Genomic DNA, 12,984 nt, shown 5'->3' with positions numbered 1-12,984 from the left:
ATTGATCGTGCTGGATCAAGGCCATGGGTGCCACGTTCCTATGCGGAGGCCCAAACTCCCAGCTCGTTTCCGGAAGGATCGGTGAAATGCAGCCGGCGGCCTCCGGGGAACGGATAGGCAGGCTGGTCGATCCAGCCTCCGGCGGCCTCGATGGCGCGCGCCGTGGCGTCCAGGTTTTCGGAATACAGCAGCACGAAGGGCCCGCCGACGGGCCGCGGCTTGTCGGCCAACAGCAGTCCCCCGGACTCCTCCGCAGTAGCTTCCGGCATGAGGATGCCGGCGTATTGGTCGCCGTAGTCGACGAACTTCCAGCCGAAGGCGGCCGCGTAGAAGTCCTTGGCCGCCTGCAGGTCGGTGACGGTCAGTTCAACATAGTTCAAGGCATGATGCCGCAGCTTTCCATCCATGCCCCGAGCCTACAGTTCGATTGCGGCTCTGTCATGGGTTTTCGCGACGTGCCAGCTGTCGCAATGCAGCCAAGCTGCTTTCGCCCACGCCCTGCCCGCGCAAGTAGTCCCCGGCATAGCCGAGCCAGTCGAGGAACTTCTCCAGTTCGGCGGCGCGGCCGCGGATGATCGAGTCCAGCTCGCCGTCCGCCTGGTGGGACTCATAGGGGTGCTTGCGCGGCGAGACCCGATGCCATTCGTTGATGCCGCGCACCGCCGCTTCGTCGTGGGCCAGGATCTCGTCGCGCCGCCCGGCCAAATCCAGCAGCAGCGTTGCCACAAGTCCGGAGCGGTCCCGTCCGGCGGAACAGTGGATCACCGCGCCGCTGCGCGTTGCGGCCAGGTTCTCGAAGACCGAGGCCAGATGCCCGCCGAATTCCTCGCAGACCAGCCGGAACATTCCGGTGTGGTTCATGTACGGCACCGCGATCGCCTCGAAGCGCTTGTTGCCCGGGGATTCCAGCGGGAGGTTGAACAGCTCGATGCCCTGCATGCTCAACTCATCCACCACCGGGTCGTGCTCGCGGCGGCTGATCTCCCCCGGGTTGCGCAGGTCGATCACCCGGTCGATGCCGTCCGCCTGCAGCTGCCGCCAGCCTTGGGCGGTGAGCCATTCGTGGCGGCCCATGCGGTAGAAGACTCCGCAGATGTGGCGGGCATTGATCGCGCCGTCCCAGTGGACGTCCATCGACTGCTTGCGGTACTCGGGGGCGTGGCTCATGAGTCCATTGCAACACATTCGCCATCTGCTGTAGGGTATTAGTCATTGGCAAATGCCAATGAGTCTATCTAAGGAGGGGTACCGATGAATGTCCGTGACCTTGCTATGCCATCTCCCCTTCTCACCAAGGACTCATTGTGTCTCATTACCCCGGCGGCAACACCGCCTTTTCTCCCCTAGCGCGCAACGGCTACGACGAGGCCGACACCCAGCTGAAAACCCGCCGCGGCCAGCCGACCTGGGACGAAACCACCCAGGACGATCTAATCGAGGGCCAGCGCTACTCCACCTGGCCATCCATCGAAAAGGGCTGTCGCGGACCGCAGCCCTACCCCTCGTGGCTCATCGAGGACGCCGCGGCCTTGGATACCGAGCTCGGAATCCTCAAAACCGGCAAGGAAGGCGATGTCTTCCTCGTGGAGCGGGCCACCGAAACACGCAGCACGCTGCTGGCGGCCAAACGCTACCGCGGCCGGGAGCACCTGCAGTTCAGCCGTTCGCAGGCCTACAGCGAGGGCCGCTCGGCCCGGCGCTCGCGCGATAACCGCGCGGTGAAAAACAACTCCAGCTACGGCCGCGAGGTGGCGGCCCTGCAGTGGGCGAGCGCCGAGTGGTCCTATCTGCGGCGCTGCCACGAAGCGGGGATCCCGGTCCCCTATCCCGTGCAGATCGACGGCACTGAAATCCTCATGGAATTCATTGCGGACCCGGAGATCCCGCGGGCCGCCGCGCCCCGGCTGCAGCAGATCTCCCGCAACGATCCTCGGCTTCCGGCCCTCTGGGACCAGCTGGCCGACGCCATGGAGAAGTTCGCCGCGCTGGGCATCGCGCACGGCGACCTGTCGGCCTACAACCTGCTGGTTGCGGGCGCCCGGCTGGTGGTCATCGATGTGCCGCAATGCGTGGATCTGGCCGGCAACGTGCAGGGCCTGGATTACCTGCACCGCGACTGCGTCAACATGTGCGACTGGTTTACCGCCAAGGGCCTGCCGCGCGACGCCGAGGCGCTGTTCACCTCGCTGCTGGCCAGCATGTTCGCTTAGCCCCAGACGGACGGCAGCCCGCTGACCCGGGATCCTCCGGGTCGGCGGGCTGCCGTTGTTTGCGCTCTGCTCAGCTGCGGGCTACTTGGCCCACATCGGCAGCACCTCGCGCTTCCAAGTGGCGTTGGTGACGACGGCGCAGGAACCGTACGCGGCCAGTGCCGCGGTGACCAGGCCCAGCCAGCCGCCGAGCTCGTGGATCAGCTGGTTGCCGGTGAACGCGCCGATGGTCAGCGCGACGAAGGCGGTGCACAGCACGGTGAACACGGTAACCAGGACCCCATTGGTTTTCAGCGAGGCGATGGTCATGTAGATGGTGAAGAGGGTCCAGCCCAGCAGGTAGACGCCCATGCCGACGGATCCCACGGCGGCGGCGATTTCAGGGTTGCTCTCGATCCACCAGAAGCCCATCCAGAACATTCCGTAGGAGGTGAAGGCGGTGGCCCCGAAGACGTTGCCCTTGAAGAATTCAATGACGCCGGCAATGATCTGTGCAATGCCGCCGTAGAAGAACGCCAGCGCCAGGACCGCGAAACCGGCCTCGGGAATCAGCCCGGCATTGGCCAGGCTCAGCACGAAGGTGGTCATGGCGAAGGCGCCCAGGCCGAGGGCCGCCGGATCGGCAATAGCGGTCTTGGCGGCTGGCTGTTCGCGCAGCGGCAACTCCAGGTCCGGGCGGGTCAGGGTTGCAGTCATGGGGCACACTCCGATGTGTAGTTGTACGGAATAATCGTCGGGCGGTGACCTGCGTCACCAACTCTCCTGCAGGTATCCTAGGGAGGCAGTGAGACGCGTCACTACCATCTAAAGGAGGTAGCAGTTGACCACCGATTCCTTGCCCCAGGTGGCCCTGCTGGAGCGTACTCTGAACACCCTGGCCGCCCGCACCGGCTTCCCCGTGGCCTTCGGCGGCTTCGCGGAATCCGGCGGCACGGTGCTGACAAGTTTCGCCGGCACCCGCACCGGCGCGTTGCGCGGATTGGTGATCCAGCCCGGACAGGGGCTGGGCGGGCTTGCCCTGGCCCGCCGGGAGCTGACGGCCACCGGGGCTTACCACCAGTCCCCCGACATCATCCACAGCTACGACCGGGAGATCGGCGTGGAAGGGATCATCACCCTGCTGGCGATCCCCGTGGTGGTCGACAACCAGGTGCGCGCATTGATCTACGCCGGGCTGCGCGACCGTTCCCAGCTCACGGATGAAACGCTGGCCGCCGCGGCCGGCGAGGCGCGGCGCCTGGCCTGGGAACTGTCGGTCCACGAGGAGACCGAACGTCGTCTGGCGGTGCTGTCCGCCTCGGAGGCCCACGCCACCCACGCCTCGGATCTGGCGTTGAGCCAGGAGGACCTGACAGTGCTGTACACCGAGCTGCGCGACATCGCCCGGCTGATCGAGGATCCGGAATTGGCGCAGCGATTGAGCACCGCGGGATCCATGCTGCGCGCCGGGCAGCCGCGCGAGGTCGCCGGTTCACGCGGCGCGGGCCCGCTGTCGCCCCGGGAGCTGGATGTCCTCACCCACTTGGCGCTGGGCAAGCGCAACGCGCTGATCGGTGCGCACCTTGACCTGGCCGAGAGCACGGTCAAGAGCTATATCGCCTCGGCGATGCGCAAGCTGGAGGCAGCCAACCGCTTCGATTTGGTGCTGCGGGCCCGAAGCCGCGGCCTGATTCCCTGAAACGCGCGCCGGATATGCGAAAAGGGCCGCTTGCGCAGCCCTTTCCATCGGTTGTCGTGCTCTTGGGTTCCTACCAGGTGTAGAAGCCCTGTCCGGTCTTGCGACCCAGCTTGCCCTCGGCCACCAGGTCCTTGAGGATCTGCGGCGGAGCGAAGCGGTCGCCAAGGGTTTCGTGAAGGTATTCGGCAATGCCCAGGCGCACATCCAAGCCCACGATGTCGGTGGTCTTCAGCGGGCCAGTCGGGTGCTTGTAACCCAGCACCATCGCGTTGTCGATGTCCTCGGCGCTGGCCACGCCCTCTTCGACCATGCGCATGGCTTCCAGCGCGATGGCCACGCCCAGGCGGGAGGAGGCGAAGCCCGGGGCGTCGTTGACCACCACTGCGGTCTTGCCCAGCGCGGAGACCCAGCCGCGCGAGGCGTCAACCAGCTGCGGGTTGGTCTGCTTGCCGATGACGACCTCGATCAGCGTGGACGCCGGGACCGGGTTGAAGAAGTGCAGGCCCAGGAAGTTCTGCGGGCGCGCCAGTTTCTCGGCCATGCCGGACACGGACAGCGAGGAGGTGTTGGAGGCCAGCACGGCGTCCTGGGACAGCTCGGCTTCCACCGCCTGCAGCGAGGAGATCTTCAGGTCCCAGATTTCCGGGACGGCTTCGATGACCAGCTGTGCCGAGGCGAAGTCGGCGTAGTTGGTGCTCACGGCGAAGCGCGCCAGCAGCTGCTCGCGGGTTTCGCTGACCGCGCCGCGGGCGATGGATTTGTCCACGGACTCCACCACGCGCTCGTAGGCGCCCTTGGCGGATTCCTCGTCGCGCTCAACCACGGTCACGGCGCTGCCGCTGACCAAAAAGCCGTGGGCGATGCCGGCGCCCATGCGCCCGCCGCCGAGCACGCCCATGGTGGCAGGCAGGGCGCCGTCGATAAAGTTTGTCGCTTCACTCATGCTTACTTCTTCTTTCGGTCTAGGAATGCCTGCATGCGGTCGAACTTGGCCTGGGACTCGAAGAGCATGCCCTGGGCCAGGTTGTCGATGATCGGGTGCACCTCGCGCGGGGTGTGGAAGACCGACTTGCTGATGCGCACTGCCAGCGGGTCCTGCGCGGCGATGCGGTCGGCCAGCGCGTCGGCGGCGGCGTCCAGCTCGGCGGCCGGGTGCAGCTCGGTGATCAGCTGGACTTCCAGGCACTGCGCTCCGGTGAGCACCTTGCCGGCCAGCAGGATCTCCTTGGCCAGCGGCTCGCCGACCAGTTCCTTCAGGCGCCAGGTCGCGCCGGCGGCGGCCATGATGCCCAAGTTGGTTTCAGGGTTGCCCATGCGCAGATCCTCGGTGCCGATGCGGAAGTCTGCCGCGTAGGCCAGTTCCGCGCCGCCGCCCAGGGCGAAGCCGTCAAGCGCGGCCACCACGGGCATCGGCAGCTTGGCGATGCGGTCGAAGATGCCGGAGTTGATGCCTGCCAGCGCGTCGTCGCGGCGGCGCTCGCGCAGCTGCGCGATGTCGGCGCCGGAGGCGAAGATCCCCTTGGAGCCGCGCGGTTTTTCCTCGGTCGGCGCGGTGCCGGGGGTGCCGGCCAGGATCATGATCTTCGGAGTGCGCTCAAGGTAGGCGCAGACCGCGTGCAGTTCGTCGACCATGACCTGGTCGATCGCGTTGCGGACCTCGGGGCGGTGCAGGCGCACCCACACGCGGTCATCGGTCTCGGTGATCTGCAAGGTAGTGAAGTCTTCGGGAGTCAGGCTCATGGAGTTAGACGCCCTCCACCAGCAGGGCGGTGCCCTGGCCGACTCCCACGCACATGGTGGCCACGCCGAGCTTGCGCTGCGCTCCGGCCAGTTCGCGCTCCATGCGGCCCAGCAGGGTGATCACGATGCGCGAGCCCGAGGAGCCCAGCGGGTGGCCCAGGGCGATGGCGCCGCCGTCGCGGTTCACGATGGACGGGTCCACGCCCAGCTCGTTCATGCTGGCCAGCGACTGGCTGGCGAAGGCCTCGTTGATTTCCATGGCGCCGATGTCCGAGATGGACAGGCCCGCGCGGGAAAGCACCTTGTTGGTGGCCGGGACCGGGCCCATGCCCATGATCTCCTGTGCCAGGCCGGCGGCCTGGCCGTCGACGATGCGGGCGCGCGGGGTCAGCCCGTACTTCTGGATGGCACGTTCGGAAACCACCAGGATGGCCGAAGCGCCGTCGTTCAGGGTCGAGGCGTTGCCGGCGGTGACCACCGAGCCGCCCTTGACGACCGGGCGCAGACCGGCCAGCACCTCGGCGGTGGTGCCCGGGCGCGGGCCTTCGTCGGTGTCCACGATCGTGTCGCTCTTGCGGCCCTTGACGGTCACCGGGACGATCTCGTCCTTGAAGCGTCCGGCCTCGATGGCGGCGATGGACTTGGCGTGCGATTCCACGGCGAACTGGTCGGCGTCCTCGCGGGAGATGTTGTAGACGCGAGCGACTTCCTCGGCCGTCTCCGGCATGGAGTAGGTGGCCTTGCCGTCGCGGGAAAGCTCCCCGGACAGGAAGGCGGGGTTGGTGAAGCGCCAGCCGATGGAGGTGTCGAAGGTGGCGCCCGGCTTAGCGAAGGCCTTGGCAGGCTTCTCCATGACCCATGGGGCGCGGGACATGGATTCCACGCCGCCGGCTACCACGATGTCCGCGGCGCCGGACTTGACCATGTGGCTTGCCATGGTGATGGCGCTCATGCCCGAGGCGCATAGGCGGTTCACGGTGATGCCCGGAACCGTGTTCGGCAGGCCGGCCAGCAGCCAGGCCATGCGGGCCACGTTGCGGTTTTCTTCGCCGGCGCCGTTGGCGTTGCCGAAGATGACTTCGTCAACCAGCTCCGGATCGATGCCTGCGTCGTCGATGACGCGGCGGATCGTCAACGCCGCCAGGTCGTCCGGACGCACGCTGCTCAGCGCTCCGCCGTACCGTCCAACTGGGGTACGTGCTCCGCCTACGAGAAATGCCTCGGCCATGATTGCTCCTTGCGACAAAAAGTAGTGATGCTCAGCACTCTAACTTACCGACCATTCGTTCAATAATACAAGCTCGGCTCGACACAAACTTTACGTGAAACCCCCGGCTGTTTAGGAGCTCCGTCTGTTGATCACGTGATACCCGATCGAATATGTCCGTGGGGAGTTCCAATGAATTCCATGTCAAACGTTGAATTTCGGTTGATGACGGCGTAGTCTCGGTCACTTGACCGACTCCGGGCCTGCCCGGATCGTGGACCGTAACCGGGACGGCAAAGTTTTCCATTGCCAGCCCGGGCATCCGGTCGACGGAAAGCTGAGACGCATCGGAGCAGTTGTGCAACCGGAAAACAGCCAACCACAAGACAATTCGAATACCGCCTCCTTCTCCCCGGACCTGACCCAGGACATCGGCCCGGACATGTCCACCGTGGAAGGCCGGCAGGAAGTCCGCAAGGCCACAGCCGCCTCGGCCATGGGCAACATGACCGAATGGTTCGACTACGGCGTCTACGCGGTCGCCGTCACTTATATCACCGCCCATTTCTTCCCCACCGAGGGCGGCACCGTGATGGCGCTGGCCACCTTCGCCCTGTCCTTCCTGGTTCGCCCCTTGGGCGGATTCGTCTGGGGCCCGCTGGGCGACAAGCTCGGACGCAAGAAGATCCTGGCCCTGACGATCCTCATGATGTCCGGCGCGACGTTCCTGATCGGCGTGCTGCCGACCTATCAAATGGTCGGCGTGCTGGCCCCGGTGCTGCTGGTGCTGCTGCGCATGATCCAGGGCTTCTCCACCGGCGGCGAATACGGCGGCGCGGCGACCTTCATGGCCGAATACGCCCCTGACCGCAAACGCGGATTCTTCGGCTCCTTCCTTGAATTCGGCACCCTGGGCGGTTTCGCGCTGGGTACCGCGGTCATGCTGTTCCTGCAGCTGGGCCTTGGCGAGGAAGCCATGATGGCCTACGGCTGGCGCATCCCGTTCTTCCTGGCGCTTCCCATGGGCCTGATCGGCCTGTACCTGCGAAGCAAGCTGGAGGACACCCCGGTCTTCCAGGAGCTGGAGGAATCCGGCGAAAACCAGCAGGGCGGCTCGCTGAAGGAACTGCTCACCACCTACTGGCGCCCCATCCTGACCATGGGCGGACTGGTCATCGCGCTGAACGTCGTGAACTACACGTTGCTCAGCTACATGCCGACCTACCTGGAAACCCAGCTGGGCCTGGATTCCACCGCTTCGCTGGCGACCATCCTGATCGGCGAGGTGGCCATGATGGCGGTCATCCCCTTCGCCGGATCGCTCTCTGACAAGATCGGGCGAAAACCCATGTGGTACACCTCGGTGATCGGATTGTTCGTCCTGGCGCTGCCGATGTTCTGGCTCATGGGCCAGTCCTTCGTCTGGGCCATCGTGGGCTTCGCGGTGCTGGGCCTGCTCTACATCCCGCAGCTGGCCACCATCACCGCGACGTTCCCGGCGATGTTCCCCTCGCATGTGCGCTTCGCCGGCTTCGCCATCACCTACAACGTGGCCACCGCGATCTTCGGCGGCACCGCGGCCATGGTCAACGAGGCGGCCATCAACTCCACCGGCTTCCTGCTGTTCCCCGCCGTGTACATGATGGCCTCCTGCGTGATCGGCGTGATCGCCGTCAAGTTCATGCCGGAGACCGCCGGCGCCTCGCTGCGTGGCACCGAGATCCCTGATGCCCACGACACCGGCATCCTGGCCACGGTCCCTCCGGCGGGCGACAGCCCGCGTTCCTAGCGCCTGAGCCAATGTCCCGGCCACGGCGGCGGTGCTTCCCATTGGGGAAGCGCCGCCGCCGTTGTTTGCGCCGAACGGGCAACAAAGCCGGCCCGGCGGCCGAAGTGCTGAAGAACGCGCGGCAAACGGCTAGCATTTACAGGGTGAGTAGCCAGAATAATTCCGCATTGCCCCGCAAGGTTTCCGATATCTTCGACCCGACCCGGTGGCGGGTCATCGAGGGATTCGACTTCACCGACATCACCTACCACCGCCAGGTCGAGCGCGACGCCTCCGGTGCGATCCTGCGAGACCTGCCCACCGTGCGCATCGCCTTCGACCGGCCCGAGGTGCGCAACGCGTTCCGCCCGCATACCGTGGACGAGCTCTACCGCGCCATGGACCACGCGCGCATGACCGGTGACGTGGCCACCGTGCTGCTCACCGGCAACGGCCCCTCCCCCAAGGACGGCGGCCACGCCTTCTGCTCGGGCGGCGACCAGCGCATCCGCGGGCGCGACGGCTACCGCTACGCCGAGGGCGAGACCCGCGAGACCATCGACCCGGCCCGCGCCGGCCGCCTGCACATCCTGGAGGTGCAGCGCCTGATGCGCACCATGCCAAAGGTCGTGGTGTGCGTGGTCAACGGCTGGGCCGCCGGCGGAGGGCACTCGCTGCACGTGGTCTCCGATCTGACCATCGCCTCCAAGCAGCACGGCAAGTTCAAGCAGACCGACGCGACCGTGGGCTCCTTCGACGCCGGCTACGGCTCGGCGCTGCTGGCCCGCCAGGTCGGGCAGAAGACCGCCCGCGAAATCTTCTTCCTGGCCCGCGAATACTCGGCCGACGACATGGTGCGCATGGGCGCTGTCAACGAGTCGGTGGAGCATGAGCGCCTCGAGGAAGTGGCCCTGGAATACGCGGCGGACATCGCCGCCCAGTCCCCGCAGGCCATCCGCATGCTCAAGTTCGCCTTCAACCTGGCCGACGACGGCCTGGCCGGCCAGCAGGTCTTCGCCGGCGAGGCCACCCGCATGGCCTACATGACCGACGAAGCGGTGGAGGGGCGCGACGCGTTCCTGGGCAAGCGCGACCCTGACTGGTCCAACTACCCGTACTACTTCTAGCCGCGCACCGCACCACCACCGATCCACCCATCGACCCGAGCTAGGAGACGGCTTTGGACGCACCCCATCTGGCACTGTTGGAGGCGCTGGCCGCCGCCGTGAACGAGGACGGCCCGGCCGTGGAGGTCGTGGCGGATCCCGGCGCCCCGGATGGCTGGGTCCTGAACCGGCTGGATCGCTCCGAGCTCGCGGGCTTCGAGGAGCCGATGGTGGTGGTGCGCACCTCCGGGTCCACCGGGCGCGCCAAGCGCACGGTGCTCAGCGTCTCGGCGATGGCCTCCAGCGCGCAGGCCACCGCCGAGTTCCTGGGCTTCGAGGGCCAGTGGCTGCTGGCCCTGCCGGTGCACTACGTCGCCGGGCTCAGCGTGCTCACCCGCTCGCTGTTCGCCGGAACCAAGCCGGTTCTCATGAAGCAGAACGGCAGCTTCTCCGCCGAGGAGTTCACCGCGGCGGCCGAGCAGATGGTGGACACCCGCCGGCTGACCTCGCTGGTCCCCACCCAGCTGGCCCGGCTGCTGGACCACCCCAGCGAGCGGACCGTCGCCGCGCTCAAGCGCTTCGACGCGATCCTGCTGGGCGGGGCGCGCGCCAGCAAGGACCTGCTGGCCAGCGCCCGGCACCACGGGCTGAAGATCTTCCAGACCTACGGCTCGGCGGAGACCTCCGGCGGCCTGGTCTACAACGGCACCGCCCTGCCCGGGGTGAAGCTGCGCGAGCAGGACGGGCGCATCCTGGTTTCCGGCCCCATGCTGGCCGACGGCTACGCCAACGACCCGCAGGCCACCGCCGAGCACTTCGTGGAGCACGACGGGCAGCGCTGGTACCTGACCGACGACCTGGGCAGCGTGGACGGCTCCCGGCTGCGCATCGCCGGACGCATCGACGACGTGATCAACACCGGAGGCGTGAAACTCTCCGCGGCGAAGATCGAGGGACTGCTGGAGGAGTTCTTCACCCAGGCCCTCGTGGTAGCAGTTCCGGACGCGCAGTGGGGCCAAGCCGTGGGGCTTGCCTACTCCGGGCCCACCCGGACCGAGGACGCCTTCGAAGCGGTGCGCCGCACCCTGGGCAAGGAAGCGGTGCCGAAATACGTGCTGCACTACCCGCAGGGGCTGCCGTTGCTGGCCAACGGCAAGTTCGACCGCCGGCTGGTCGTGACCCGGCTGGCCGAGGCCCGCTAGCCGCCCGATTCGCCTTGCCCGCCGATTCGCGGGAAACTAGAGGGTACGGATTTTTGTGTTCGCCCGAAAGGACTGAAAGTGGCCACACTTTCCCAATGGGTTGCCGGCGCGCGCCTGCGCACCCTTCCCATCGTCATTGCCCCGGTCGTCATCGGAACCGCCGCAGCAGTGGGCGAAACCGGTCTCTTCCACTGGTTCCGCTTCCTTTTGGCGCTGTGCGTCGGGCTGCTGCTGCAGATCGGCGTGAACTATTCCAACGACTACTCGGACGGCATCCGCGGCACGGACGACGAGCGTGTCGGGCCGCTGCGCCTGACCGGCTCGAAGCTGACCGATCCGAAGAACGTGCGCAACGCCGCGTTCACCTGCTTCGGCCTGGCCGCCGTGCTGGGCTTGGTCCTGGTGATCCTCTCCCAAGCCTGGCCGCTGCTGCTGATCGGCGTGGCGGCGATCTTCGCTGCCTGGGGCTACACCGGCGGCAAGAACCCCTACGGCTACCGAGGCTGGGGCGATGTCTACGTGTTCATCTTCTTCGGCCTGGTGGCCACCTTGGGCACCACCTTCACCCAGAGCGGCACGTTGACCCTGACGGCGCTGCTCGGCGCTGTGGGCACCGGCCTGATCGGCTGCGCGCTGCTGATGGCCAACAACGCGCGCGACATCCCCACGGACACCGAGGTCGGCAAGATCACCCTCGCCGTGCGCCTGGGCGAGCACAACGCCCGGCTGAGCTACGTGCTGATGCTCGCCGTGGCGATCCTGCTGCCGCTGCTGGTCACCGGAACCTTCCCGTGGATGTGGCTGATCCTGGTCACGTTCCTGCCGGCGGTGGCCCCGAGCCTGACCATGCTGCGCCAGGCCGAGCTGTCCAAGCTGGTCATCGTGCTCAAGCAGACCGGCATCGTGAACATGGTCTATGCGGTGCTCTTCGCCGGCGCCATCCTGGTCCCCATGTGGCTGCGCTGAGCCCGGCACACCACGCTTAAAACCCAACGCCCCATCCGCCAGCATGCTGGCGGATGGGGCGTTGGGTTTCCCGGCGGTCAGGTACCGGGTTACGCGCTGGGATCCTGCGGGCGGCGCTGGGATTCGTCGTAGGAATCCTCGGCGGCCTCGTCCGCCAGCTGCTTTTCGGACTTGCTGGCGGTCGTCTTGTTGAACGCCTTGCCCACGTCCTGGTTCGCACGCAGGCGCAGGTCATTGAAGAACAGGTAGGACACCGCGAAGGCGATGGCCAGGCCCACGAGGCCCGCCACAAAAATCGGCCATTTCAGGCCCCACCAGAGGCCAAGGAAAACGACCAGGAAAATTCCCAGTCGAAGCACGGTATATTTCAGAAGCTGCATAGCTTAAAGTCTACCGATGAACCTGTGAAGAGAGTTTGCCGATGAACCAGCGGGGAAAATAGTCACTAGACTGGAGTCATGGTCCGCTTCATTATTTTCGCCGCATTGATTTCGGTAGCGCTGATGATCTACACGGTCATCGAATGCGCTCGGTCCGAGGCACATCAGGTGCGCTCGCTGCCCAAGCCTGCCTGGTTTGCAGTGATCGTCTTCCTTCCGCTAATCGGAGCCGCTTTGTGGTTCACCCTGGGCCGCCCGCTGAGTGCCGAGACGAGCACCGCCCAAACCTCGCGGGCCCCGGACGATGACGAGGACTTCCTGCGCCAGCTGGAGGTGTGGCGCCGCCAGCAGCAGCGTGATGCCGAGCTGACCGCACGTGAGGAAGAGCTCAAGCGCCGCGAGGCAGATCAGCAAAAGAACCAATCCACGGAGCGTCCTTCCAAGGAAACCAAGGACCACAAGAACAAGTCCGACGGAAACGGCACCGCCGCTCCCGAAAGCTAGCGGAAAACGCTGCACAACCTGCAGCCGACAGCCCTTCAACCCTCGCCAGATCACAGCTGGCGGGGGTTGTGTTTTGCCTTGGCCAGGGCGGGCCGGACAATGCGCTCCGTGCCCCGTGCTCAAAGCTTCAATGGGCCACGGAGGGAAAGCCTTCGCTCCGGTTCGCGCCAGCGGGCATGCGGCAGTTGGATTGCTGGCGCTCCCGCGGATCCGCAGACAGCGT

At 66.3% G+C, this 12,984-nt stretch carries 14 protein-coding genes; 7 read left to right on the top strand and 7 right to left on the bottom strand.

Going from position 1 to position 12,984, the window contains the following annotated elements; all coding sequences use genetic code 11:
- Positions 1–38 precede the first annotated feature (38 nt).
- Both ATC04_RS05375 and ATC04_RS05370 read right to left on the bottom strand, forming a co-directional pair.
- On the bottom strand, positions 39–407 hold the full coding sequence (locus ATC04_RS05375; protein ID WP_047119800.1) for a VOC family protein: 369 nt from the start codon (positions 405–407) through the stop codon (positions 39–41).
- 31 nt (positions 408–438) lie between these two features.
- Complete coding sequence (locus ATC04_RS05370) at positions 439–1,167, bottom strand: tyrosine-protein phosphatase (RefSeq protein WP_052772452.1); 729 nt, start codon at positions 1,165–1,167, stop codon at positions 439–441.
- A gap of 137 nt (positions 1,168–1,304) precedes the next feature.
- Here ATC04_RS05370 and ATC04_RS05365 point away from each other — a divergent pair, with 137 nt between their 5' ends.
- Positions 1,305–2,210, top strand: coding sequence for an RIO1 family regulatory kinase/ATPase (locus tag ATC04_RS05365; RefSeq protein ID WP_052772453.1), 906 nt, complete (start codon positions 1,305–1,307; stop codon positions 2,208–2,210).
- Positions 2,211–2,291: 81 nt separating this feature from the next.
- On the opposite strand, the gene ATC04_RS05360 is transcribed toward ATC04_RS05365, so the two are convergent.
- Positions 2,292–2,906 carry a GPR1/FUN34/YaaH family transporter gene (locus ATC04_RS05360; protein ID WP_047119801.1) on the bottom strand — a complete coding sequence of 205 codons (615 nt, stop codon included), beginning with the start codon at positions 2,904–2,906 and terminating at the stop codon, positions 2,292–2,294.
- Positions 2,907–3,030: 124 nt separating this feature from the next.
- Here ATC04_RS05360 and ATC04_RS05355 point away from each other — a divergent pair, with 124 nt between their 5' ends.
- The gene (locus ATC04_RS05355; protein WP_052772454.1) at positions 3,031–3,888 is read left to right on the top strand and encodes a LuxR C-terminal-related transcriptional regulator; all 858 of its coding nucleotides are present in this window, start codon (positions 3,031–3,033) and stop codon (positions 3,886–3,888) included.
- A 70-nt stretch (positions 3,889–3,958) separates the two neighbouring features.
- Here ATC04_RS05355 and ATC04_RS05350 read toward each other — a convergent pair whose 3' ends face one another.
- The 3 genes from ATC04_RS05350 to ATC04_RS05340 are packed head-to-tail and all read right to left on the bottom strand — an operon-like array spanning position 3,959 to position 6,856.
- A complete protein-coding gene (locus ATC04_RS05350) occupies positions 3,959–4,831 on the bottom strand; it encodes a 3-hydroxyacyl-CoA dehydrogenase family protein (protein ID WP_047119802.1) in 873 nt (290 codons plus the stop codon).
- Positions 4,832–4,833: 2 nt separating this feature from the next.
- Positions 4,834–5,628 (bottom strand): enoyl-CoA hydratase/isomerase family protein, encoded by a 795-nt coding sequence (locus ATC04_RS05345; protein WP_047119803.1) that lies wholly within the window; start codon positions 5,626–5,628, stop codon positions 4,834–4,836.
- 4 nt (positions 5,629–5,632) lie between these two features.
- A complete protein-coding gene (locus ATC04_RS05340; RefSeq protein WP_047119804.1) occupies positions 5,633–6,856 on the bottom strand; it encodes a thiolase family protein in 1,224 nt (407 codons plus the stop codon).
- 337 nt (positions 6,857–7,193) lie between these two features.
- On the opposite strand from ATC04_RS05340, the gene ATC04_RS05335 reads away from it, so the two are divergent.
- From ATC04_RS05335 to ATC04_RS05320, 4 genes are all read left to right on the top strand, one after another.
- Positions 7,194–8,624, top strand: coding sequence for an MFS transporter (locus tag ATC04_RS05335; RefSeq protein WP_231735916.1), 1,431 nt, complete (start codon positions 7,194–7,196; stop codon positions 8,622–8,624).
- A gap of 143 nt (positions 8,625–8,767) precedes the next feature.
- The gene (locus ATC04_RS05330) at positions 8,768–9,730 is read left to right on the top strand and encodes a 1,4-dihydroxy-2-naphthoyl-CoA synthase (RefSeq protein WP_047120868.1); all 963 of its coding nucleotides are present in this window, start codon (positions 8,768–8,770) and stop codon (positions 9,728–9,730) included.
- Positions 9,731–9,783: 53 nt separating this feature from the next.
- Entirely contained in the window at positions 9,784–10,911 is a 1,128-nt protein-coding gene (locus ATC04_RS05325; RefSeq protein WP_047119805.1) for an AMP-binding protein, read from the top strand.
- A 78-nt stretch (positions 10,912–10,989) separates the two neighbouring features.
- The gene (locus tag ATC04_RS05320) at positions 10,990–11,877 is read left to right on the top strand and encodes a 1,4-dihydroxy-2-naphthoate polyprenyltransferase (RefSeq protein WP_047119806.1); all 888 of its coding nucleotides are present in this window, start codon (positions 10,990–10,992) and stop codon (positions 11,875–11,877) included.
- 89 nt (positions 11,878–11,966) lie between these two features.
- On the opposite strand, the gene ATC04_RS05315 is transcribed toward ATC04_RS05320, so the two are convergent.
- On the bottom strand, positions 11,967–12,257 hold the full coding sequence (locus ATC04_RS05315) for a DUF4229 domain-containing protein (RefSeq protein ID WP_047119807.1): 291 nt from the start codon (positions 12,255–12,257) through the stop codon (positions 11,967–11,969).
- Positions 12,258–12,335: 78 nt separating this feature from the next.
- Here ATC04_RS05315 and ATC04_RS05310 point away from each other — a divergent pair, with 78 nt between their 5' ends.
- On the top strand, positions 12,336–12,761 hold the full coding sequence (locus ATC04_RS05310) for a PLD nuclease N-terminal domain-containing protein (RefSeq protein WP_052772455.1): 426 nt from the start codon (positions 12,336–12,338) through the stop codon (positions 12,759–12,761).
- Positions 12,762–12,984: the final 223 nt, after the last annotated feature.

It is taken from the genome of Arthrobacter sp. YC-RL1 (genome assembly GCF_001454985.1).
GTDB lineage: Bacteria > Actinomycetota > Actinomycetes > Actinomycetales > Micrococcaceae > Glutamicibacter > Glutamicibacter soli.
The sequence above is the reverse complement of the archived record's forward strand: the minus strand, read 5'-3'. Positions and strand labels throughout refer to the sequence as shown.